Origin of the sequence: Priestia sp. FSL R5-0597 (genome assembly GCF_038006305.1) — a bacterium.
Taxonomy (GTDB): domain Bacteria; phylum Bacillota; class Bacilli; order Bacillales; family Bacillaceae_H; genus Priestia; species Priestia zanthoxyli.
Genome location: NZ_JBBOUZ010000001.1, coordinates 1,878,491 through 1,902,409, shown reverse-complemented (window position 1 = coordinate 1,902,409; position 23,919 = coordinate 1,878,491). Strand labels below are relative to the sequence as shown.

At 36.0% G+C, this 23,919-nt stretch carries 18 protein-coding genes; 4 read left to right on the top strand and 14 right to left on the bottom strand.

Features of this window, described 5'->3' with window-relative positions:
* Nucleotides 1-188 precede the first annotated feature (188 nt).
* From MKX72_RS09655 to uxaC, 9 genes are all read right to left on the bottom strand, one after another.
* Nucleotides 189-434, bottom strand: coding sequence for a DUF2164 domain-containing protein (locus MKX72_RS09655; RefSeq protein WP_013082790.1), 246 nt, complete (start codon nt 432-434; stop codon nt 189-191).
* A 117-nt stretch (nt 435-551) separates the two neighbouring features.
* On the bottom strand, nt 552-1,916 hold the full coding sequence (locus MKX72_RS09650) for a glycoside-pentoside-hexuronide (GPH):cation symporter (protein ID WP_033578731.1): 1,365 nt from the start codon (nt 1,914-1,916) through the stop codon (nt 552-554).
* A gap of 95 nt (nt 1,917-2,011) precedes the next feature.
* Entirely contained in the window at nt 2,012-3,961 is a 1,950-nt protein-coding gene (locus tag MKX72_RS09645; RefSeq protein ID WP_048021348.1) for a beta-galactosidase, read from the bottom strand.
* A gap of 610 nt (nt 3,962-4,571) precedes the next feature.
* Complete coding sequence (locus MKX72_RS09640; protein ID WP_223546531.1) at nt 4,572-5,969, bottom strand: glycoside hydrolase family 28 protein; 1,398 nt, start codon at nt 5,967-5,969, stop codon at nt 4,572-4,574.
* 42 nt (nt 5,970-6,011) lie between these two features.
* Nucleotides 6,012-7,502 (bottom strand): UxaA family hydrolase, encoded by a 1,491-nt coding sequence (locus tag MKX72_RS09635; protein ID WP_034264545.1) that lies wholly within the window; start codon nt 7,500-7,502, stop codon nt 6,012-6,014.
* A gap of 12 nt (nt 7,503-7,514) precedes the next feature.
* The gene (locus MKX72_RS09630; protein ID WP_155008188.1) at nt 7,515-8,978 is read right to left on the bottom strand and encodes a tagaturonate reductase; all 1,464 of its coding nucleotides are present in this window, start codon (nt 8,976-8,978) and stop codon (nt 7,515-7,517) included.
* A gap of 117 nt (nt 8,979-9,095) precedes the next feature.
* Nucleotides 9,096-10,109 carry a LacI family DNA-binding transcriptional regulator gene (locus MKX72_RS09625; RefSeq protein ID WP_099330862.1) on the bottom strand — a complete coding sequence of 338 codons (1,014 nt, stop codon included), beginning with the start codon at nt 10,107-10,109 and terminating at the stop codon, nt 9,096-9,098.
* Between the two features lie 102 nt (nt 10,110-10,211).
* Nucleotides 10,212-11,594, bottom strand: coding sequence for a glycoside-pentoside-hexuronide (GPH):cation symporter (locus tag MKX72_RS09620; RefSeq protein WP_099330861.1), 1,383 nt, complete (start codon nt 11,592-11,594; stop codon nt 10,212-10,214).
* 47 nt (nt 11,595-11,641) lie between these two features.
* Nucleotides 11,642-13,063, bottom strand: a complete 1,422-nt coding sequence (uxaC, locus tag MKX72_RS09615; RefSeq protein WP_099330860.1) for a glucuronate isomerase — start codon at nt 13,061-13,063, stop codon at nt 11,642-11,644.
* Between the two features lie 519 nt (nt 13,064-13,582).
* On the opposite strand from uxaC, the gene MKX72_RS09610 reads away from it, so the two are divergent.
* Both MKX72_RS09610 and MKX72_RS09605 read left to right on the top strand, forming a co-directional pair.
* Nucleotides 13,583-13,777 (top strand): twin-arginine translocase TatA/TatE family subunit, encoded by a 195-nt coding sequence (locus MKX72_RS09610; RefSeq protein ID WP_047751147.1) that lies wholly within the window; start codon nt 13,583-13,585, stop codon nt 13,775-13,777.
* Between the two features lie 110 nt (nt 13,778-13,887).
* Nucleotides 13,888-14,979, top strand: a complete 1,092-nt coding sequence (locus MKX72_RS09605) for an AI-2E family transporter (RefSeq protein ID WP_025751972.1) — start codon at nt 13,888-13,890, stop codon at nt 14,977-14,979.
* Between the two features lie 61 nt (nt 14,980-15,040).
* Here MKX72_RS09605 and MKX72_RS09600 read toward each other — a convergent pair whose 3' ends face one another.
* Entirely contained in the window at nt 15,041-15,391 is a 351-nt protein-coding gene (locus MKX72_RS09600; protein ID WP_028413699.1) for a VOC family protein, read from the bottom strand.
* Between the two features lie 376 nt (nt 15,392-15,767).
* On the opposite strand from MKX72_RS09600, the gene MKX72_RS09595 reads away from it, so the two are divergent.
* Both MKX72_RS09595 and MKX72_RS09590 read left to right on the top strand, forming a co-directional pair.
* Nucleotides 15,768-17,198 carry a hypothetical protein gene (locus MKX72_RS09595; protein ID WP_028413700.1) on the top strand — a complete coding sequence of 477 codons (1,431 nt, stop codon included), beginning with the start codon at nt 15,768-15,770 and terminating at the stop codon, nt 17,196-17,198.
* Nucleotides 17,199-18,098: 900 nt separating this feature from the next.
* On the top strand, nt 18,099-19,238 hold the full coding sequence (locus MKX72_RS09590; protein WP_098626751.1) for a hypothetical protein: 1,140 nt from the start codon (nt 18,099-18,101) through the stop codon (nt 19,236-19,238).
* A gap of 631 nt (nt 19,239-19,869) precedes the next feature.
* Here the strand turns inward: MKX72_RS09590 and MKX72_RS09585 are convergent.
* The 4 genes from MKX72_RS09585 to MKX72_RS09570 all read right to left on the bottom strand — a co-directional run bounded on the left by MKX72_RS09585 (nt 19,870) and on the right by MKX72_RS09570 (nt 23,853).
* The gene (locus MKX72_RS09585; RefSeq protein WP_323874009.1) at nt 19,870-19,998 is read right to left on the bottom strand and encodes a DUF3231 family protein; all 129 of its coding nucleotides are present in this window, start codon (nt 19,996-19,998) and stop codon (nt 19,870-19,872) included.
* Nucleotides 19,999-20,085: 87 nt separating this feature from the next.
* The gene (locus MKX72_RS09580; RefSeq protein ID WP_228123047.1) at nt 20,086-21,246 is read right to left on the bottom strand and encodes a Ger(x)C family spore germination protein; all 1,161 of its coding nucleotides are present in this window, start codon (nt 21,244-21,246) and stop codon (nt 20,086-20,088) included.
* On the bottom strand, nt 21,246-22,769 hold the full coding sequence (locus tag MKX72_RS09575) for a spore germination protein (RefSeq protein ID WP_099330859.1): 1,524 nt from the start codon (nt 22,767-22,769) through the stop codon (nt 21,246-21,248). The genes MKX72_RS09580 and MKX72_RS09575 overlap by 1 nt, the downstream gene beginning before the upstream one ends.
* Nucleotides 22,756-23,853 carry an endospore germination permease gene (locus tag MKX72_RS09570; protein WP_235918755.1) on the bottom strand — a complete coding sequence of 366 codons (1,098 nt, stop codon included), beginning with the start codon at nt 23,851-23,853 and terminating at the stop codon, nt 22,756-22,758. Before MKX72_RS09570 ends, MKX72_RS09575 begins: the two co-directional genes overlap by 14 nt.
* Nucleotides 23,854-23,919 lie beyond the last annotated feature (66 nt).

Genomic DNA, 23,919 nt, shown 5'->3' with positions numbered 1-23,919 from the left:
GTTATGCCCTCATCGAGTTAAATCAAAACACTTTAAATATAACCTTTACGTTAACGTTAATATTATCTTAAAACGAATGTATCATATATCACTTGGGCGAACAAATAATTTGTTTCATAAACAAACAAAAGCGCTTTATGTTTTTGTACATAAAACGCTTTTTCCTATTTCATATTTTCTTTTTCGAACTACTTTTCGATTGGTTTTTTTAATGCATGTAAATTTTCTTCTGCAGAAAGCATGACCTGGTTCATAATATCTTCCGCATCTTTAATGGCTTGGTTATAAAAATGAGGACCTATATGTTCTTTAATAAACTCCAATACATTTTCCGCTGCAAATTCACTGATTTCTTCATCTCGTTCGTTATAAAAAAACGTTTGAATTTCATTCAGCATTTTATCTTTGTCTTCTTTTGAAAAATTAATAAACATAAACAAAACTCCTCTTTACATTGATATCTGTCTACCTGACATCATAGCAAGAGGAGCTGAGAAAATGCAGTCTTTTTTTCTTGTAATTTTTGTGTACAATGCTTGTGTTGATTTGAATTAGCTAGACACTTTCATAGCCGGTTTTTCTTTTATGCGGCTTGAGCGTTTTTTCATATCCTGTAAAATCTCTAAATATCTCTTTTCCGTCAACTCATATTTTACGAGTGGGACAAGTGATAACAAGCAAAGAATACCCGGAATAATCGTAAAGATTAAAGCAATCCAAATGAGCGTGCTGTGTGACTGAATTTGATTTGGCACGTACCCTACTGCTGAAAGGATGTACCCACCTACTGCTCCACCCACTGCTGAAGCGACCTTTGTTTTGAAAATATTCGTAGAAAACACCATTCCTTCTGCTCGGTTCCCCGTTTTCCATTCGCCGTATTCTACACAGTCAGCGAGCATAGATGTTTGAGCAATGTTACTAACCCCACCGCCAAAAGAAGCTAAAAAGCTTAAAATCATTACTGGCATAACGTGGAAACCCGTTGCAAACATTGTAAGAGTGGCTACAGCATTTAGGGCAATTCCCCCTATTGCTGCACGTTTCTTTCCAAATTTATTTGAAATGAAAGGAGACGCGATCGCTCCTACAATTTGTGCTGTAAAAAATAAGGTTAAATAAAGAGACGCGATATTCTCTGCATTTAAATTGTATTTAAAATAGTAAATAGAAAACGTAGTTCGAATTGTTAAAATCGTTTCAACTAAAAGCATTGAGAAAATTAGGTAGCGCAACGGTTTATTTTGAATAAATAAGTTCCAAACTGCTTTTGGCGTCTGCTTTTCCTGTCTTTTTACGGTATAGTTTTCTTTTACTCCTGAAAATGTAATAATCATTGTAATCATTAAGATACACGCATAAATAAGACTAAGCATAAACCAGTTTCCAAAATAATGAGCTAGTGGAAGAGTTAATAAACTAGCAAATAAAGACCCTACTGCTGCAATGGTTCTAGGAAAAGCCACAACTTTGTTTCGTTCTTTTACATCTTGTGTAATCGTTGCTGAAAGCGACCAATAAGGAATATCCATGATAGCAAAGCTTGTTCCCCACGCGATATAAGTGATATAAGCATAAATTAATTTTCCTGTGTGAGAAAGATCCGGACTAATAAAACACGCGACTGTAGCAACAGCTGCAAAAAATCCGCCTATTAAAAGATAGGGCCTAAACTTACCAAATCTCGTTTCTGTATTATCAACAATCATTCCGATAATAATGTCCGCAATCCCATCCCATATCCTAGCAATAAGAAATAAAGTTCCTACGGCTGCAGCATTTAATCCTACACTATCCGTATAAAAAATCATTAAATATGTACTTGTTAATGCATATATAATATTGTTTCCAAAACTCCCCATTCCGTATGATAATACGGTTTTGAGAGAAACTTTTGACTGTACCCCCATGTTCATGTAACCTAACTCCCTTCTCCTATAAAACGCTTTCATATCATATTATGAGTGACTAGAATCTCATTGCTTTATGAGATTCTAGTGTCCTGTTGCTACTACATGTTTTCTACAACTCGACTTTCGTAAGGCTGCAGAACAATATCTTTAAATACTTTTACTTCTGGCGTATGGTTCATAAGGAAGTAATAACTTGTCTCTCCAAGCTTGCGAGGATATACTTCAACTCCATCTTCACTTTCCGTATGCTCAATCTGCTGCTCTGTTACAATATCAAGCGCCATTTTTTCAAACGTTTTCCCTTCAATTCCACAGCCTACATAATAGACCGTCCCGCGACCAAACTGATTTTTTGTTACAGCCGCTTGATTATAAAATGGATCATCATACTCATACAGCACTTCAGCTGTTACAGGTGTGATAATGTCTCTCCACACGGACGCACTTGCTTGTTCTCCTTCATACGGTCCTTTTCCTTTAATAGCTGCTTTTTGAGTAGAAGACAGTGCTTCCACTTCATGAATTTCAATCCCTGTTATTTCTTTTACATATCCGGGCAGCGTCTGTTTAAAGTGAATATTATTTTGTTTGTCTTTAATGCCGGTTCTAAACGTAAAAACGATGACGCCTCCGTTTTCAGTAAATTCAGTAAATCTTTTACCTAGTTCTTTATCAATGATTTGCAAAGCCGGAACAACCAGTACTTTATAGCTTGAAAAATCTCTTGTAGCAGGAATAACATCAATGGGTGTATTCAACTTATAAAACGGTGTATACCCTCTAAGTAGCTCTTGCGTAAAGTCAAACCCTTCACTTTGCTGCTGAAAACGCCATGACCATATATTTTCATAGTCATATAAAACGGCAATCTCCGATTTAATATCAGACTCAAGCACATGTTCGTAATGAACGATTTCACTAAATAACGACTGAACTTCTTTGTAACGTTTTCCATAGTGATTATCGTGACCTACAATTCCGTAGCAGTATTGCTCAGCTCCTCTTGTCATTCCGCGCCAGCGAAAATACAGCATATTCGTGCATCCATGAGCAAAAGCTTGATAAGACCACATTTTTGCCTGATTAGGTCGCGGTAGATAACCGATGATATCATGACCTTGAGCACCCATTAATTCCTCTACAATCCAGAAATTTTTATGTAACAAGCCTCTATTAAAATCATGACCTAGTGCAATATGAGCCGGGGTAATCGGCTCTGTTTGACCGCCCCATACCGGATAATTATCATAGGATACAAAGTCCATTACTTCTAGGTTTTCTTCATGATCGAACCATTTATCAAAAAAGCCTCCTGATACGTTCGTGGTCAACAGCTGGTGATCACCTTTATATTTCTTCACAATCGCTGTTTGTTCGTGAGCGTATCTGTTTAACGAAAAAGAGCGAAAGCGGGCCCAGTCTAGCTTTAACGAAGGGCTGTGTGTCGTAATTGTTTTTACAGGCATAGGCACTTCGGTAAAGTCGTTATACGTTTGTCCCCAGAAAATAGTGCCATACTTTTCATTTAACTCATTAATATCTTTATATTTTCTTTCCAAAAACTGCTGAAACTCTTTATGACATTGTTCGCAGTAACACATATCACTGCCTTCATGGCCAAATTCATTGTCAACTTGCCATGCTACGATTGCTTCTTCTGAGCAGTAGTGCTTTACTAGTTGTTCTGTAATCTGAGCGCTATACTGCCGGTAAAGAGGAGAATTAAAACAATATTGACGTCTTCCTCCAAATGCTCTGACCGCCCCATTTTCATCTTTTGATAAAATAGAAGGATGCTGCTTCGCAAGCCAAGCCGGAAAAGTGGCAGTAGGGGTACCAAACATAACGTCAATATTCTGTTTTTTAAGCTTATTGATAACGCTATCAAAAAAAGAAAAGTCATATTGCCCTTCTTTAGGCTCCATAAGATGCCAAGCGAACTCCCCTATTCTCACCATATTTGATCCTAACTCTTTAATACCTTGGATATCTTCTTCTATCATATTCTCTGGCCAATGTTCAGGGTAATAATCGACGCCGATGTACATTTTTCTCTACTCCTATCTATTTCTTTATTTCATTAAATGAACGTTTTGCTGTTACTTGTTAAGGTATTCTTGGAAACGGTGATCAAAAGCAAAAAAATCACATTTCCTGTCTTCATAAATAATTCTCTATTCAACTTTTAAGATACATACTTTCTAATCTTTTAAAACGCTTACAAGTTTATTTTATGAACTTTATTCAAAATATTCAATGGTAAAAATTTAGAGAAAAACATCCTTTTTTTGCTCTTTATTAAAATAAAGAATAAAACGCTTACAAAGACAAATGTTTTTATAATTCTTTTATATATCTTCCCTCACACTCCCCACATCCACATTTAGGTAATAAATTGCTTAAAAAACACTCTTCAAAAGTCATTTCTTTCATACATGTTATCTATCAATTAGTAAGAGTCATTTGACTTATCTATAAAATAGTAAAAATTCCAGAGCAGGTTTTTACCATTATTAACACATTGATCCTACGTTCACCATCACGACAAAAAAAAGACCGCACAATGAATCGATAATCTCGATTCATTGTGCGGATACTTCTTGGGCTAAAATACGTTTGTTCTACCTCTTACTTGCAGCTGATTATGAACACGCCCTTTTACGGATTTGTATTCATGCAGCTTCCATTTATACAAAACTCTTCAAACACAGGGTTCTTTACATTCTCCATTAACAATGGGGTTGCAACATGCTGGAAATTAGAATGACGAATTGTTAGGTTTGTAACGGGAGAACGTTCATAGGCTCGAATCCATAAGCCGTATTTCCCTCCATTACTTTGCAAATTTTCTATGTTGATATTACGAACAACGGGCGTAAAATTCCCTGTGTCTCCTTCTTCATAGTACATGTCTATTTGAATCACTTCACTGCCAACGCTTTTGACCGTATTGTTGCTAAAGTCGATATCTTCAATCGTTCCGCCGCGAACTGAATTTGTTTTAATACGCAGCGCCCGGTCTAGATTGGGACTGTCCATAACATTGTGCTGAGCAAATACGTTCCGGACGCTTCCTGATATTTCGCTGCCGATCACAACGCCCCCGTGGCCATCTTTCATTTCGTTTCCTTCAATAATAATATTTTCACTTGGTACGTTGATTCTTCTTCCATCTGCATTACGCCCCGACTTAATCGCAATACAATCATCTCCATTGTCAAAATAAGAATCTTTAATAAGCACATTTTTACTCGATTCAGGGTCTACTCCATCATTATTAGGACCATGACCTATAATTTTTACATCATCAATTAAAATGTTCTCGCTTAAGACAGGGTTGATTTGCCACATGGGCGAATTTAAAATGGTTACACCTTTTATCATGATATTTTTGCTGTGATAAGGCTGAATAAAACTAGGTCGCAAATAGTGCCCTTTGCCAAATACGCGCTCTTTAACAGGAACTTTCTCTTCTGCCATTTTAAACAGCAAATCGCGATCTTGCTGTTGATTGGGCTCGCCTTCTTTCCATCCAAACTCCTTTTTTCCTTTCCAGGGCCACCAATGTTCGTTATCACCCTGTCCATCTAACGTACCTTCTCCTGTAATCGCAATATTTTTTTCGTTATAAGCATAGATAAGCGGTGAATAATTATATAGCTCCACGCCTTCCCATCTTGTTAAGACAGCAGGTAAGTATTTGTCAGGATTTTGACTAAACTTAATGGTAGCTTTTTTCATTACATGAAGATTTACGTTGCTTTTTAAATAAATCGCACCGGTAACATAAGTTCCTGGTGGAACAACAACGCGCCCTCCTCCTGCTTTGTTAGCCGCTTCGATTGCTTTTTTAAAAGCAGCCGTTGAATCAGACTTTCCATCTCCTGCTGCTCCGTACCGCTTAATATTAAACGTACGGTTCGGAAATGAAGGAGGCTGAATTTGTTCTTTAACTGCTGTTATTTTTTCACTTGCTGAAAGAGCTTCTCCTTGGGCAGAAAACGGTAAAATAAGCATCAGAGTCATCACAAACAAAGAAAGCACATATTTTTTCACTAGCTTTTCCCCTTTCGTTTAACAATCTAGTAACCGACTTATTTATAAAGTAACGCCTGTTTTAAAAATGGCCATTTCTTTAAAATCATTTTTTTCGTTATTTACAAGCTCTCCGCTAGAAACCCCGATCATGTACTCAATAAAGCTTTCTAACGTAGCTTCTTCTGTGTCACCTTCAACCAGTACCCCTCCATTAAAATCAATCCAGTGCGGCTTCTTGTTATAAAGAGCGGTGTTTGTAGAAATTTTTATAGTGGGCACAAACGTTCCAAACGGCGTTCCTCGTCCCGTTGTAAACAGTACAATATGACACCCTGAAGCCGCTAAAGCAGTTGAGGCAACTAAATCATTTCCAGGAGCACTTAGTAAATTTAAACCGTTAGTTTGTAAGCGATCTCCGTAATTTAACACGTCTACGACTGGGGCCGTGCCTGCTTTTTGAGTACAGCCAAGTGATTTATCTTCTAACGTTGTAATGCCGCCTGCTTTATTGCCGGGAGAAGGATTTTCATACACCGGCTGTTTATGATTGAGAAAATACGTTTTAAAGTCATTAACCAGATGAACAATTTTATCAAATGTTTGTTCATCAACAGCTCTTTCCATTAGCAGGGTTTCTGCACCAAACATTTCAGGTACTTCTGTTAAAACTGTTGTGCCTCCTTGAGCAATGAGCCAGTCAGAGAATTTACCGAGCAGCGGATTTGCTGTAATACCAGATAATCCATCTGACCCACCGCATTTAAGACCTACTTTCAGCCTGGAAATATCAACGTCTTCTCTTTTATCATCTTTAGCAGCAGCATAAATTTCTTTTAACAAAGTGACTCCTGCCTCAATTTCATCCTCGACGTCTTGAGATTGTAAAAACTTCACTCTGCTTTCATCAATTGTACCTAGCGCTTGTTTAAATTCTGTTAAGCTATTATTCTCACATCCAAGCCCTAATACTAATACGCCTCCAGCATTTGGATGCTGTACCATTCTCGTAAGCATGGTTCTTGTATTAAGGTGATCATCACCGAGCTGAGAACATCCGTAATTGTGTTTTAAAACGGTTACATGTTCAAAAGGCGAGATATCACCTATTTCTTTTTGAAACTGTTTAATCATTTGTTCGGCTATACCATTTACGCACCCTACCGTTGGAATAATCCAAAGCTCATTTCTAATTCCAATGTCTCCGTTTTTGCGGCGATATCCTTTAAACGTTAGCGATTGTTTTTTTTCTTTAGGAGCTGCTAACTTTTGATGAAATTCATATTCGTTAACATTATTTAAATTTGTTTTTGTGTTATGCGTATGCACCCATTCACCAGGTGAAATAGAGTGCGTCGCATGCCCGATTGGAAAACCATATTTTATAATGTTGCCGCCCGCTGAAATTGGCGTAAGAGCTATTTTATGGCCCCGTTTCACTTCTTCTTTTAGAGAAATTTCTTTTCCATCAACCATAAGGTTCTCTTGTGCTAAAAAATCTCGTAAAGCTACTGCTACATTATCTTCCTCATGAATACGAATTACTTCTTTCATATGCTTCACCTCTTACTGTTTAGTTGCGGTTACATAGAGAATTTCTTTTATTGCCTGTTTCATTCCGAGAGTTTCAATGGCTAAGACTCCATTTGTTACGGCTTCTGTTAAGCTAGGAATCGTATTTAAATTCTCTCCCCAATGCTCTTTATATCCCAGTACTTCTTTTACAATGTAAGAAATGCTTTTTTCAGTACCGTCAAACGTATTCCAAAGAGATTCATACATTTCTAGAACTGCAGGGTCATCTGATAGTTCAATTTTTTCTCCTTCTCTTTTTCCTTTATAAAAAGAAATGAGGGCACTGAGAGAAAATGTAAGCAAAGCCGGCAGCGCTCCTTGCTTTTCAACGTACTCTTTAAGAGTTGGGATGTTTCGCGTTTTAAACTTTGTCATGCTGTTCAAAGAGATGCTCATTAATGCGTGGTGGATAAACGGATTTTGAAAGCGTTCTAATGCAGATTTAGCAACTGGCAAAGACTCTTCTTCCGAAACTGGTAAACTAGGAATAATTTCTTCATACAGACACTTTCGAATAAACGTTCCGATTACATCATCTTCGACTGCTTCTCTGACCGTATTTAGTTCCGCTAAATACGCAACAGGCATCATAGCAGTATGAATCCCATTTAAAATTCTGACTTTCTGCAGCGCATATGGTGCAATGTCGTCCACAAATTTCACATGTAAACCAGCTTCTTCCGCGGGAAACTCTTCTTTTACCCACTCAGGTCCCTCAATAACCCATAAGTAAAATGGCTCTGCGATCACAAAAAACTCATCTTCATAACTCAGTTCATTGAGCAGATTTTCATCGTTTGGATAACCTGGCACAATTCGGTCAACAAGCGTGCAGCAATAAGCATTTGCTTCGTGTATCCATTCGGTAAACTTTTTCTCTAAATTCCATTTGTCGGCATAGCGCAATACCATTTTCTTTAACAAATCCCCGTTTCGCTCCACTAATTCACAAGGAAGGATAATAAGTCCCTTTGTTGGATCTCCTTGAAAAGCTTGAAACCGCTTATATAGAAATGCCGTAACTTTACCAGGAAAACTCGTTTGCGGTGCATGTTCCAAGCGGTCTTCTTCTAAAAATGCGATACCTGCTTCTGTTGTATTAGAAATAAGAAATCTTAGCTCTTCTTTCTCCGCTAATTGCATATACGCCTCATAATCTTCATATGGATTTAGACCTCGGCTAATAGATTCAATTACTTCATGTTCTTTGACTGCTTTACCGTCTTGAATTCCTTGAAGAGAAACCGTAAACAAACCGTCTTGCTCATTCAATTTACCTGCATTTCCCGTAATTCTCGGATTGACAGCTACTATACTGCCTTTAAATGCAGTGCGTTTGTTCATTTGATGAATTTGCCAATCAGCAAACCCTCTTAGAAATACGCCTTCTCCAAACTGCAGTACTTTTTCTGGGTATATACGTGTGTTAGCTTGCATCTGACGGTTTAACTTCATGTTAGCATCTCCTTTTTTGCACACATTAACATTGTTATTTTTATAGCTTTTTATATTGTTTTATTTCTTAAAAATGTTAACGTTAACATTTTTGGGCCGGTTATACTAAATAACCGGCTACATAGATGAGCGTGACTTTACAGACTGGCGAACCATTAATTCGGTATTAATTAAAACTTTATTTTGCAGCATCTTTTTGTCATCTTTGTCCATTAATGATAAAACTGCTTCTGCTCCGGTCATGCTGATTTTCTCGATTGGTCTTTTAACGGTTGTGAGTGAAGGAGTGGTGTATTTGGCTAATTCAATATCATCAAATCCAATAATTGAGATATCACTCGGTACGTTTAGCCCAGACTCGAATGCGGCGTTCATAGCACCGATTGCCATATCATCATTTGAACAAAAAACAGCAGTAGGCGGCTGCTTTAACCTTAACAGTGCTTTCATTCCTTCATATCCGCTTTGCATATCGTAATTTCCTTGAATCATATACTCTTGGCGAATGGAAACATTGTGATCAATTAACGAGTTAAGAAATCCTTCCTTACGCTGTTGAGTTGATTTAAAACCTTCTATTCCTTCTATGATTGCAATATGCCTGTGACCTAATTCAATCAAATATTCGCCGGCTTTGTAGGCTCCTTCTTTGTCATTTGACAAAATATTAATAATCGATGAATCGTCAACTTGACGGTTGAGCACAATCAACGGGATGCCTTTTTCTACTACGTTATATATAAAAGCGTTATCACGGTCGCTTTGACTCATTAAAATAATCGCATCAAAGCGTTTATTGTTGATGTACGTATAATCATCATAATCGTCAATGCCTCTTACAAATAAATTATACTGAACATCAATTACTTTACTTACCCCTCTAATACTATCTACTAAAAAACTTGGTGACGTACCGTTTGCCATGCTCGTAAAAAACAATCCAATTGTATGAGATTTTTGAAGCACTAAATTTTTCGCATGATAATCAGGAATATAGTTAAGCGTATTTGCAATCTCTAAAATTTTCTTTTTTGTTTTTTCTTTAATAAGCGGACTATTGTTTAATGCACGTGAAACCGTTGTATGTGATACGTTTGCTAGTTTTGCAATATCCTTAATTGTAACACCCATTTCATTTACCTTCCTTTAATGAATCAGTATCGATTTTTATTATAAGGATATCACAAGTTAGTAGGAATAATAAGCAAATGGTGAATGTTATGACAGTTTTGACTAAGACCTAGCATGAATATCTTGGACAATCTCCGCGTGTTTCTTATCCGTTAGCTTATACATAAAACCAATAATCACTGCAGCAATGGATAAAGCAATAGCAGGATATAGTAACAGCAAACTTTTAATTCCCACTAATGTACCTGCCTTTTGTGCCACGTTTGGGATATACCCAACTAACCCTAAACCAATACCTGATAAGAAGCCGGATAGCGACTGAGCAAGCTTTCGAGAAAAGTTGAACAATGAATACGTTGTGCCTTCTTTTCTTTCGCCTGTTTTCCATTCACCATAATCAATAATATCTGATACAAATGCCCATGTAATCCCGTTAGGAATGCTGATACCTATAAAGGCAATACTTGCTAAAATCGTAAAAATTATGACGTTAGAAGGCATAAAGAAATTTACTGTGTCCGCTGCAATACTGATTCCTAAGCCAATCATTGCAGCTTGCTTTTTTCCAAATCGGCTAACAAGCTTTGGCAGCATAATGACTCCTAGAAAGGATGAACCAATAATAATAAAGTTCATGTAAGCCATCAATTTAACATTTCCTAAATTATACTGTGCAAAGTAAATAAGCATAGCTGATTTAATATTGTAAGCTGAAATGGTAAATACCGTCATAAACACTAAAATTAAAAGAGGTTTGTTACTTACAAACGTTTTAAAAATAGACTTAACTGATAGTTTTTCTTTTGGACTCTCTTTTACGACAATGCGTTCTTTGCAATTGCGATAGCATACATAAAAAGCGATGATGCCAATGACCGACATAATTCCCATGACAACGGGATAACCGATTTTTTCATTTGGAAATAACAGAATGAGCGGTACAACAGCAATGCTGGTTACAAACAGTGCACCTAATGATCCTGTTTGACGAAAAGCAGCAAGAGACGTGCGATCAGAAGTATTTTGAGTCATGGATGCGCCTAGCGATCCGTATGGAATATTGACAAATGAATAGCCAATTCCCCAAATCATATAAGAAGTGTACGCATAAATTAATTTACCCGCCGGTGAAAGATTTGGCGAAATAAACGTGAGTACGGTTAAAATGGCTAACACCATACTTCCGAATAGTAAATACGGCCGGAATTTTCCTTTAGCTCCGATGTTTTTTCGGTAATCAATGGACGAACCAACAATGGGATCACAAACTGCTGCAAATAACTTACTTACTAGAAAAATCCCTCCCGCAGCCGCGGCAGGGATGCCTGCCACATCTGTAAAGAACTTCAACAAATAAAGCTGCCCTAAATCAAACATGAAACCGTTACCAAAATCACCCATACCATAAGATATTTTTTCTTTTACACTAAGATTTTTCTTTTCTACTTTTATTTCAACCTTTCTTTCTGTTGCCACAACACTCATGGTAATCCCCCTTCTCCCCTTGCAATTCTTTAAACTATTTTGCCCCTTTATTTTTGCAGCGTATAGGCTGGGAAGCTAAAGTAGTCTTTAGCATTTTCATAACATATTCCTTTTACAATTTGCTCAAGTAGCTGTTGGTCATTAGGTACTTCCCCTTCTTCTACCCACGTACCAATTAAGCTGCATACTAGTCTTCTGAAATATTCATGCCTTGTATACGAAAGAAAACTTCGGGAATCTGTTAACATACCGATAAACCGACTAAACAACCCAACATTTGATAACGCTTTCATTTGTTCTAACATACCTTCTCGTTGATCATTAAACCACCAAGCCGTGCCAAGCTGCAGCTTGCCAGGAATACCGTCTCCTTGAAAGCTGCCAATTATACTTGCTAATACATAATTATCTTTTGGATTTAACGAATATAAAATCGTCTTTGGCAAACTATTTTGTACGTCCATTTGATCAAGAAGCTGTACGAGAGGCTCTGCCACTTGTCCGTCATACATCGAGTCATACCCTGTATCTGGACCTAACTGACGAAACATTTTGGTGTTATTGTTTCTAAGAGCATGAAGGTGAAATTGCATTGCCCAACCTAGCTCATTATACAGCTTCCCTAAAAAGATTAACGTATATGACTTGTATTTACTTTCTTCTTCAGTACTTACGCCTTCACCTTTTAAGGCTTTTAAGAAAATCTCCGAAACTTCTTCTTTCGAAGTCTTCGTATATACCATTTTATTTAGTGCGTGATCAGATAAACGCCCTCCCATGGAATGAAAAAAACGAGCTCGACTTTCAAGAGCTTTTAACAAATCCTCATAGGTGTGAATGGAGCGGTTTGAACAATCTTGCAACTTTGCAATCCAGCTCTTAAACCCTTCTTGGTTGATTTCAAGCCCTTTATCCGGACGAAAACTTGGAAGTACTTGGGTCTCAAAACCTTGGACATCTCTTAGTTTCATATGATACTCTAATGAATCTGTTGGGTCATCCGTTGTACAGATAACTTTTACGTTAGAACGTGTAATAAGATCTCTTGCACCAAACTTACCGCTGCGTAATTTCTCGTTTGCTTTTTCCCAAATAAACGGTGCCGTCTGTTCATTTAATATCTCATCAATATTAAAAAAACGCTTTAACTCTAGATGCGTCCAATGATATAGTGGATTCCCAATCGTCATCGGAACTGTTTTAGCCCACGCGAGAAATTTTTCATAGTCACTCGCTGATCCTGTTATCTTTTCTTCTTCAATTCCGTTCGCTCTCATCAGTCTCCATTTATAGTGATCTCCATCTAGCCAAACGTTAGTTAACGTTTTAAACTGTTTATTCTCATAAACTTCCTGCGGGTTTAAGTGGCAATGATAATCAATAATCGGCATATCTTTTGCGTAAGTATTATACAAGTGTGCTGCTGTTTCATTTGTTAATAAAAAATGGTCATCCATAAACTGTTTCATTTCTACCTACTCCTTTACTTTTTTGTTAACGTTAACAAAATTTTATATGAGGATAAATAATCTTATTTATAGATAACTATTTTAATAAGATATAATCTTCAACAACAAAAATGTTAACGTTAACATTTTATTTAATTCTATTACTTATTTCTAAATTTTACAACAATTTATCTTTATATTTTTTCGATTTTTTTCTTTTCTTGTTTTCATATACTGATTCTTTAATTTTAAAAACACGATTTCTGACATGATTCCATAAGAATTAAAGCAAATTTTTTTACATAGAGCTTATAAGGTTACTAAGACGAATAGCTATCTTTAATGCTATAATTAGCGTCGGATGCGAAAGGAAAAAATATCACTACAAGCATTTAAATCATACATAGCCGCTCCACCTTGTTTTCGTATCATTTAAAATAAAGGAATTTTAAAGAGAAAAGTGAATAGTATAAACATGCACTTTATTTACTATCTCTTTTTAATTTTCATATATTCATTGCTTTTAAAGGAGAGGATATCATGCCAGGAGCCACAAGCATGGTCGTAATCGGGATTACTGCCTTAATTGTATTTGGACCAAGTAAATTGCCGGACATAGGACGAGCATTTGGACATTCCCTGCGAGAATTTAAAAATGCAGCAGAAGGAATTATACAAGATGACGACAAAAAAACTCCAGAGGATACCACTAAAGATAAAGAGGAAAAAGCCTAATTTTTATTTAAATGAAAGTTATACAGACTAAAAAAGCCCACTTTTAACGTGCAGTGGGTTTCTTTTTTGATGTATGATAGTAAAAAATAGTAAAGAAAGAGGGTAACTTTTTGTTTAAATCGAAACTGCATTTTTGGACATTAGAACTATTAATGATTGCTTTACTGATTTACATTTGTAAACATATTTCGTTTGTTTTTCTACCAATCGGTGTGTTTATCTCCACTTTGTTTTTTCCTATTCTTGTAGCTGGTTTTCTTTTCTTTTTATTCGAACCAATTGTGTCATTTCTCACAAGAAAAAAAGTGCCAAAAACACTGGCCATTTTACTATTATACGTTGTTTTTATCGGCGTAATTGCTTCTATTGTGGGCGGTGTGGGACCTACCTTATCTAAACAATTAACTGATTTGGCTAAGAATATTCCGTCTTACATTGTAGAAACGAGAGAGTACATAAATGATTTATCTAACTCAAGATGGTTTAACTGGCTGGTTGAACAAAAATATGTGTCGCTCGATCATATTGAAGAGTCACTTTTAAACTACGCGTCTACTTTACCTACGAATCTCACAAACAGTATTTCATCTGTTTTAAGCGTCGTAACAAATATTACTCTTACGGTTGTAACCGTTCCTTTCATTCTTTTTTATATGCTCAAAGACAGCCATAAACTTCGTAAAAATACGCTGCGTATGGTTCCTGCTTCTTATCGAAAAGAAACGTTACGTACAATGAAAGAAACAACAAATACGCTAGCTACTTATATTCAAGGCCAAATGCTCGTTTGTTTGTTTGTCGGTATTAGTACATTCATTGGTTACCTCATCATCGGGTTGCCTTATGCATTAATACTCGCACTAATAGGAGCCCTTACTAATATTATCCCGTACGTCGGCCCTTTTATTGGCGTAGCACCCGCTTTAATCGTAGGCTTATTATACTCTCCTACAAAAGCGATATTAGTAATTATCGTCGTCGTAATCGTTCAACAGCTCGATGGGAACATTATTTCTCCGCTGGTAATTGGAAAGAAATTAAACACTCATCCTTTAACGATTATTATTTTATTGCTTGTTGCGGGTAATATTGCAGGAATACTCGGAATGATCTTAGCGATTCCGGCTTATGCTGTAACAAAAACAATTGTGATAAATATTGTAAGAATGATTCAATTCAGAAACAAATCTATCAAGTTATAAAATGCAAAGGCAATACAATAAAAGGACCTTCTCTTGAAGGTCCTTTTATTATTCCATAGGTTCAGCATTCACACACCATAAGATGATTTCCATCTGGATCTTTAAATATAAACCAGTGATCGTGTTCAATTCCTGTCGTTAGCTCTACTTTTTTCTGTTTCATATACTCATAAGCTTCTTTGATATCGTTTGTATTCAAATGAAAAGCCGGTGTTTTAAAAAGCGTATTTTTTGAATAAGTTTTGCTATCTAATACAATTCCTGTTCCATTCATAGGTATCACATATAAATGATCATATAAAATGTCTCCATCTGCCGGCAAACCTAGCACGTCACAATACCAGTCTCGTGCTTTTTGTATATCTTCTACAGGAATAAAAATCGTGCCTACTTCATTTAATATAGGGTTCATTCATGACCTCCAGGGTATGTTTAGTAGTTTTAGAAAGTATTCTCTTTTAACCGCTGATATCCTTTTATTTTAAATTGCTTGCTATTCATCCAGTAAACTCCGCAGCAGAATTAGCAGTCTTGCGAACAGAGTTACCCTCCTTACATAAGCTACGCAGCAAATGTATATACTTCATGACCAAATTTAGATTACGAAAAAAGAAAATAAGAAAATCCCCCCCTTCGCCCCCTTTGCACGTGTATAATGAAAAATAGACTATAGATAGTAGCCGTCTTTTGTTTGTGGCATCGAACTTTCGTGCATTACAATAGATTTAAAGCTACTATCCAACTAAGGATTAAAATGACTAACTTAAGATTAAGGAGGTTAGATGTGTATGGATTATTCATCTTTACTCATACGCGAAGTCATTGATAGAGTATCTAAATTACGCCTCTTATCCGTTTATAACGAAAGTATAAAAGGTGATTTAGAGAGCACCATCCTCCCTCTTTATCAGCAGCACTTTGAAAATAAAGATGTAAACGAAGCGTTGAGGATTTTAAAAAAAGACTTTCTCAATCGTACGAAACGCAGATGGTTAGATGCTGCTATACGCGACTATGAGCAAAAAAAGCCCAAGAAGAATAAAGAGCTGATTGGGGAATACAGAGCGCTAACAGCTTATTATAAAACAAACGGAAAAGAACTCTTTTGCAAACAGTTTGAAAACATACCGTCTCCGGAAGAAGTCATTAATAAACGAATTGATATCCTACGTGAATGGAGTCAAGAAGATAGCTTCTTCTTAACTGATTATCCTTATATTCATCAAAAAACCAAAACGCAGCGAGAAAAAGCAATTCATACGGATATATCTATTATTATTGGGCTGACTATACTGGACCCTAGCTTCCAAAACGGAAACCATAGTATTATTGAAAGCCCTTTTTCAACTGTAGAGAACCCTTTTTTCTCTAACTCAAGAGCAAAGCTTCTCGTCGAGCAACCCCTATTAGAGAAAGAAGGAAAAGAATATTTCTTAAGTACTTATAACTCTGAAGACGGGACAGATTACGAATTGTTAATAGAAAAAGAATACGCTGAAGAAAATGGAAATAAAATTAGTGATTTAGATCGGTTTGATTATAAAGTGTTTTTAGAGATCATGAGCCAACGCGACGAGTTGTTCGCTACACAAAAAATCATTAATGTAAAGATTGGTGACCTTGTGAAAGCACTTTATAAAACAGACAGTAAGCGCAATTACCAGATGATAGAAGAAAGAATTACAAAAATGAAGCACTACAGCATGTCAAAAGTACAGCATAATAAGACAATTGCCTATGGTATTTTTGACTTTGTGGATATTACTACGATGCCAAACGGAACGCGAATTGCTGAAATTCACGTCAATGAAGTGATATATAGAGACTATATTCAACGCCAAACGGTGCGTATTTACAAAAATAAAGTAGAAAAATTAAGTTTAGACGCCGCTTACCATTTGCTATTCGTTATGCAAAAAGAGCGTCTCATTTGCTATGAAACAAAATCTTCATACAATGTCACAAGAGATTATTTATATTTTTCGACAAGAGTCCGCTTTCGAAAGAGACGTAAAAAAGAAAACCTTGTCGAAATTGAAACAGCCTTAGATGAGCTAGTCGAACAAAAACTAGCTGTCCAATCTTATAAAAGAGTGGGCCAAGTGTTTCAGATCACCTTTATTCCTGTGGGAGAAAGTGAAGTAAAAGACTTATTAGCCGGTGATTACGAATATGCTCCCCTTTCTATCTATCAAAACGTAACAAGTTCTATAGGCTAAAAAAAGAATGCTCTTATGATCTTTATAAGAGCATTCTTTTTATCTGCCTACCATTAGTTACTGCATTTTTTGCTCCACATTTCCGTGCAAAAGTGTTTTTTTGCTCCAATTCTCCATATAAACATACTATTTCCCCTGCTGATATAGTTATTAAACTTCACCTTCCCTATCATTTTGTGAACTTTTTGTGTCTAAAAGAAGTGTTATAGCTAATTTTTGCTCCAGGTTCCCGTGCAAAAGTGTCGTTTTTCTTTCTATACTGCATTTACTATAAGTTTGGCTCCAATCTTCCGTGCAAATATGCCACTTTTACATAATTTTTCTTGAGACAGCGACTTTCCCCCTTCGTTTTCTGCATTTTTTGCTCCAAATCTCCGTGCAAAAGTGTTTTTTGCTCTAGATTTCCGTGCAAACATGCCACTTTTTTAAAAAAGCGCGATTTTTTCTGCAAATGTTCATTTATTCTTTGTAAAAATGTGAACTTTCTGTGTCTAAAAAAGGGCATTTTTTTGTTTTATGTCCCTATTTTCCGTGCAAATGTGTCACTTTGTTGCCCAAATCTTTATTTTTATCATTTTTGCTCCTATTCTCCGTGCAAATATGTCATTTTTACATCAAATTTTTTTTTGAATTTGTCACATTACGTGTATTTCATCCGTCATAATACGACATTTGTCTTAAGAATGCTGTTTTATCAACGTTTATGAAATGTAACGCTATTTTTGCTCCACATCTCCGTGCAAATATGTCACCTTGTAAATAGATGTCTCGTCCCTTGGTATCACTAGTCTTTTAAAAAAATGCACCATTTTTCCGTGCAAATATGTCATTTTACAGCCTATATGACTGTGTCTATACTGTAAAAGATGACGTATATAGTTTTGGAAAGGAGGTAACTACATGAGTATACAAAAGCTGGCACTAAAACGGCACACTCTGATAGCAAACAAGCTGCTGATTGTCATGAGTGGTTTAAATAGAGAGACGAAACGAGACAACGGCTATTACTATGAAAAACATTCATTTGGTCTAGCAAAAAACTTTGTAAACATAAAGTGGACGGGTTCTCTGATGAAGCAAATTTTAGCTTACGTAGCCAAATGTAACAGCCAAGGTCATATTTCAATTATTTCTGAGCAAGAACTGGCTAATACAATCCAATGTTCCGTTCGGACCGTTCAAAATAATAATAAGCTTTTAGAAGACTATGACATCATTCGCTGGGATCGTTTATGGGGAGACTATATTCAAGTTTCTTTAAACAACTATTTAGAGGATTTTTTAGATTTACATATAAAAGAAGCTGCTGATGCTCAAAACATATCATATACTCCGGAAATGCTTGATAAAGATCACAATACATATACTTCAAAAGGTGGTTACACTTCTGTTTCAATGGAAGTGATTTATCAATTGCTGGCTATCAAAAATATTAACATGCTGCGCCTGGCTTTACGTGCTTTGTATGTATACGAATCTGATGTAAACGTAAAGAAAGATTCAGAAGCCCTTTTATCTTACACCGAGGTAAAACACATTCTTCCGAAATACATTGGCTATAAAGCTGCTATTAAAGAAATGGCTAGTAAATTAAGTAAAATTTTCCGTATCGATGTACTAGAAAAAGATGATTGTGTCAAAACATTATTAGAAGAAAAGCAGCCAAGAAAATCGATTATTGAAAAAATCAAGGATGGTTTTATTTTAAGTTTCAATTTAACTGGTGCTCATGATAGTAAAAAACAAAAAGAAATCGAAAAAATCCGTGGAGAGCATGCATTTGCTCAGTTTAAGAATTTCTTTAAATCTTTTGGCCATTATTCTATTAAAAAAGAAGATATTCATTCCATTGTGCATGAGTTCGGTTTAGATATAATCGAAAAATCATTAACGTCCGTTCAGCGTTACCTACAACAAACTTACATAGAAGAAAGTATGGATGCATTTCGCCCTCTTGTGCATGAAATGGAGTCAAACTTCTTTACGTATATCCGCAAAATTGCCAACGGGTATTATCAGGCAAAAATTAACGCTCTATAATACTCTTTTTTGTTATGCCTTTTTTTCCTCATCTCTACTCTATTTCCCTCCTACTCTTCTTTTCTCTTTAACTTACTAAAACATATTTGTCTCTCAGCTATAATAAATCTCTTTAAATGATAATGATTTTCGTTTTCATGAAAAAAATCAACTAAATGAACAAAAAATACAATAAATAAACGTTATTTTCCGATCGACTGCGTAGAAAATATAGCTGTTATAAAAAAATCCTATATTTTTTCGTGAAAATTCTTGTAGTAATCTGCAGTTTTTTTGATTGCTTCATTCCCTATAACCTCAGTCAGCAGAAGGCTTTTGTCCATATAAGTTTTAGCAATGTTTATAATTTCTTTAATTTCTTTTTAATCTCTTATAAATGTATAGTAATTTCTATAAAATAATGAGCAGCAAATAAATAACATTTTTTATACATAGAGACATTAAGCTCATATACAAATTGTAATCATAAATTGCTTTAGTTTAATGATCATCAAATATAAAAACAGGATTTACAGCTTTTTTCTCTTCAAATAAAAAACACACAAAATTTGGAGATTTGTTTTGTGTGTTTTTTACTCATTCAAGCTATATAGGTTAAGAGCTTTTACATATTTTAAGGCAAGTCATTTAATTAGTTGGAGTTTAAATGATTTCTATCTACGGCTGCCGGTGGTGTTTCCATCCAGCCGTTTTCCATCATAATATCCGCTGCATCTTTTACAAACCTCGAGATATTTGTCATTGATTTTCCATATTCGATTTGTTTTTAGGTCGGTCTTTTCTATTTTATCTATTCTTACACTTTTGATTTAACATTATTAGGTGAGAAATGCAGGTTTTCAGTATTTCAATCTATAGTCGGACCTATTCGCTGTTTGTTTCCGTGCTTAACCTGTACGTTGACCTTCACGTTTATTGAGTCTTTTGTTAGAGGAATGGCCCCGTTGCTTTGAACAGCTTTCCATTTACGCAGTTCTTTTTTGTAAAGAACATGAGAAAGCCTGTAAACATCGCTGTTTATACTTAAGCCTTGCGCGTATGTTTCAATAATTTGTTTCTTAATTTTCTGTTCAGCTTCTTTTTTTATAGTTGATAGTTTTTCGTGCTGCGGCATAACTAAAATCGTTGCTTTTGCCCGAACTTTTATATTAAAGGTTAGATTACTACCTTTTAGAACAGGTTCGATCTTTACTTTTTTCTTGTCTACCACAAGATCAATATCGGAATGATCAGGTAGCCTTACCCGTAAACCAGCTCGTACAAATTCATCAGTTATCCATCTAAGCCCTTTGATTTTACTTTCAGAAAAAACTCCTTTTAATTCAGATGATGTAATAGCCACTGCTCCGTTTACTTGAATAGCTGTTTCACTTTTTTGATCCGTTGTTAAATGTTCTTTAGTCTGAACTAAAGGGATGTTTACTTCGTGACTTGGTTCATTAAGATGGATAATGAGCTCTCTTAAATCAACTGGTGGAATAAAGGAGTTTTGCTTGAAAATCACTTTAGGATCGCTCAAGCGAGAAAGAGCATTCGATACTTCGAACATCGGCGTAGCTAACAGCGTTTTTTTCAAAGGGCTTTTCGTAGCATACATCCAAATGTTATATCTCGTTTCCCGATAACGATCTAAAAAGTCCACCGCAGATTTGACAGCACCATGCTTTAACGCATCGTCCGTTAGAACAAGGAAAGCTAAGTGCCCAAAAAAGATTCTGCGCTGAGAAATTTGATAATATCTAAAAATAGCTTCATCAATGGTTTTTCCTGTTGCGTAGCCAACTTCTACTTTGACTTGACCCGCGCCAGCACCGCTTGCCTCAGATTTTGCCAATAAACTTAAATTGATTGTCTGCAGGTAAAGAACGTAACGATTATCTTTAAAATCTACCCCCATTCCCTGTGCGTATACCATTTGTTCCGGTTCATTCGTATCCCAGCACCCCGAAAGAAACAATAAAAAAGAGCTCATAGCAAGTATAAGTAAGTTCCTTATGGTCCTTTTCACTAACTTCCTCCTTCTTCGCGGGTGGAATCGTTTGGGTTAAGCATACTAGCTCTCGTTGCTTTTTTACTTTCGGGCAGGCGGAAGAGAGATTTTAAAATATTTTTCGCATCTAATCGGGTTGCTAATTCGAAATATGGCACACCAAACGTTCGAATGTTTGTAATATAGATCATGACTAAAAAGATGGAAATAAAAAAGCCAAAAAAACCTAAAATGCTAACACAGATAATACTAAAAAAGCGGATCAGTGAAATTGTTCCTATAAGGGACTGATTTGCTAGCGTAAAGGTAGCAATCGTAGAGCCTGCAATGACAACCAGCATGGCAGGACTTGTTAAACCGGCTCTAATGGCTGCATCACCGATAATAAGCCCTCCGATTACACTGAGTGTCTGCCCGACAGAAGTCGGGAGTCTAAACCCTGCCTCTCGAAACAATTCAAATAAAAGGAGCATTAATATTGCTTCAAGAGAGGTAGGAAACGGGACACCTCTTCTTGCTTCAACAATCGTAGCTAATAAGCTGAGAGGAAGCTGATTTTGATGAAAAGCCGTCATTGCAACCCAAAAACCGGGCAAAAAAGCAGCGATAGAAAGCCCGAAGATTCGAAGAATACGCTCAAAAGAGCTGTATAAATATGTATTTTCTTTATCCTCAGATCCTTTTAATAAGTAAAAAAGGTTAATAGGTGTAACATACGCATATGAAGTGCCATCAATTAATATAATGAACCGGCCATTTAACAGAGATTGAACCGCAAAATCAGGTCTCCCTGTATAAGCGTGGCGAGGAAAAAAGCTATACGGATTTTTATTAATGAGCTCTTCTAGCTGTGTTCCGCTGAAAATACCGTCGATATCGATATTCCCTAACTTCTCCATAATTTCGTCAAGTATCTTCTTGTCAGCTACGTCTTCCATGTATAAAATGCTTACTTTTGTTTTTGTTCGTTTTCCAATTTCTAAAGATTTTGTTAACAAGGAAACCGATTTAAGACGCTTACGAATTAAAGCAATATTCACAGGTAAGTCTTCAATAAAATTATCTCTAGGACCCAATATGGTTACTTCATTTTTCGTTTCTTCTGGACTTCTTTGAGGACGGTCAGAAATATCGATAGACACAACAGCGTTCGGTAATCCAAAATCAATGAATAATTTCCCAGAAAAAATTTCCGAAACTGCCTGTTCTTCATTTTGAACGATAGAAACTGAGGGAAGGTTTAATAATTTTATGATCTGGTCTCCTTCTACTTCCCCCTCTAACTTAGCGCAGCATTCCTCTAATCTTTTAGGGATCATTCCATATAGCATTTCCGTACTCACTAAACCGGTACAATAAATCATAAGCACTCGTTTGTTATAAAAATAAACGGTCTCGAAGTTAATATCGCCGCATTTTCCAAATAAATCTCTTAACGTACGCTCATTGATGATCTGAGAACGAGAAGAACTTCCTTTTAAAAGACTTTCGCTCTCTTGTTTTTTAGAGCTGTAGTCTTTTTGCTTCTTAAAAAATTCCACTTTTACCCCTCCTTGTTTGATGAGAAATTAGAAAGACTATGACTACTAAGAAAAGAGAAAAAGCAACAAACAGCCAGAAAGTAGCCGGTATGATTGTAAAAAATAAAAGATTTGAAAAAGTAAAGTCTGTTATAGGAGCCAGCGTGCATACAGTGATAACCACTAAAATGAGTAAAAGAAACCTTTTGTGGCCTTTTTGAAATGGAACTAATTCTTTCATAATAAAAAGAAAGGTCGAAATGCGGATGAAGGTACCCGACAGCCACTGATAAATAGATAAAAAGTCGATATGCTCTATAAACTTTCCAAGCGATGCAATTCCCCATTCTTCATAGGGAGGGAAACGTTGCTTAGAGGCTTCTACAGGACCAAATTCAGTAATTGCCCCAATGAGAGGCCCAATTGTAAGGCCTGTTAAGAGAATTCCTGCCACCGCTAAATGCTTATAGCGTATAGGCTGCGGTACTTTGTGCTGCAAGAAAAGCAGCAGCAGCAGCTCTACCATCCCTGATCCTTGAAATACAATACTTTTAATAACCGGAAAATAGCCATTTTCTAAAACAGGCTGCAATAAAGAATAATCTTTAAATTGAAAGTTTGTAAAAGAAACAAAAAAACCTAATAGTACAATAAAAAATAAAAGAAACACGTTTACAATACTAATCGTTCTCATGCTCGTAGCGGCAAGTAAGCAACAGGTAAAACCAAATAATAAAACGAGTATAATTAAAGGTGTTCGCTGAAGAAAAATAATATTGATCCACGTAATCGTCTCTCGTAAGGTGGCAATTTCCATAATGGTCAAATAAGCGATTATAAGAAAAATAACAACGTTGGTAAATGACTTATTCATATGTTTTTTCATCCATTGAAAAAGATGTTCGCCGTTTGTTTTTTTATTTACATATACGAGTAAAGGAACCCATATGAGTGTTAAAAGACAAGTAAGAAGAACAGTGATCCAAGCATCGCGCCCTGCCGTTTTAATTAATGGAGATATAAGCATCACATGAGTTTTTAAGCCAATAAACGTCATCGAAAGAAGGATCAGCTGAAAAACAGAAATTGAGTCTGACTTATTCATGGTAACCACTCCTTCTCTCCGGTAAATTTACTACTGGTAGCTTATCCTAAATTTCTCATAATATAA

Excerpts from the sequence above, each read along its gene's own strand:
- uxaC (WP_099330860.1), bottom strand. The coding sequence starts at position 13,063 with ATGAAACAGTTTATGGATGACCATTTTTTATTAACAAATGAAACAGCA.
- MKX72_RS09595 (WP_028413700.1), top strand. The coding sequence starts at position 15,768 with ATGGATTATTCATCTTTACTCATACGCGAAGTCATTGATAGAGTATCT.
- MKX72_RS09625 (WP_099330862.1), bottom strand. The coding sequence starts at position 10,109 with ATGGGTGTTACAATTAAGGATATTGCAAAACTAGCAAACGTATCACAT.
- MKX72_RS09645 (WP_048021348.1), bottom strand. The coding sequence starts at position 3,961 with ATGTACATCGGCGTCGATTATTACCCTGAACATTGGCCAGAGAATATG.
- MKX72_RS09610 (WP_047751147.1), top strand. The coding sequence starts at position 13,583 with ATGCCAGGAGCCACAAGCATGGTCGTAATCGGGATTACTGCCTTAATT.
- MKX72_RS09570 (WP_235918755.1), bottom strand. The coding sequence starts at position 23,853 with ATGAATAAGTCAGACTCAATTTCTGTTTTTCAGCTGATCCTTCTTTCG.
- MKX72_RS09635 (WP_034264545.1), bottom strand. The coding sequence starts at position 7,502 with ATGAAAGAAGTAATTCGTATTCATGAGGAAGATAATGTAGCAGTAGCT.
- MKX72_RS09590 (WP_098626751.1), top strand. The coding sequence starts at position 18,099 with ATGAGTATACAAAAGCTGGCACTAAAACGGCACACTCTGATAGCAAAC.
- MKX72_RS09600 (WP_028413699.1), bottom strand. The coding sequence starts at position 15,391 with ATGAACCCTATATTAAATGAAGTAGGCACGATTTTTATTCCTGTAGAA.
- MKX72_RS09650 (WP_033578731.1), bottom strand. The coding sequence starts at position 1,916 with ATGAACATGGGGGTACAGTCAAAAGTTTCTCTCAAAACCGTATTATCA.
- MKX72_RS09655 (WP_013082790.1), bottom strand. The coding sequence starts at position 434 with ATGTTTATTAATTTTTCAAAAGAAGACAAAGATAAAATGCTGAATGAA.
- MKX72_RS09630 (WP_155008188.1), bottom strand. The coding sequence starts at position 8,978 with ATGAAGTTAAACCGTCAGATGCAAGCTAACACACGTATATACCCAGAA.
- MKX72_RS09620 (WP_099330861.1), bottom strand. The coding sequence starts at position 11,594 with ATGAGTGTTGTGGCAACAGAAAGAAAGGTTGAAATAAAAGTAGAAAAG.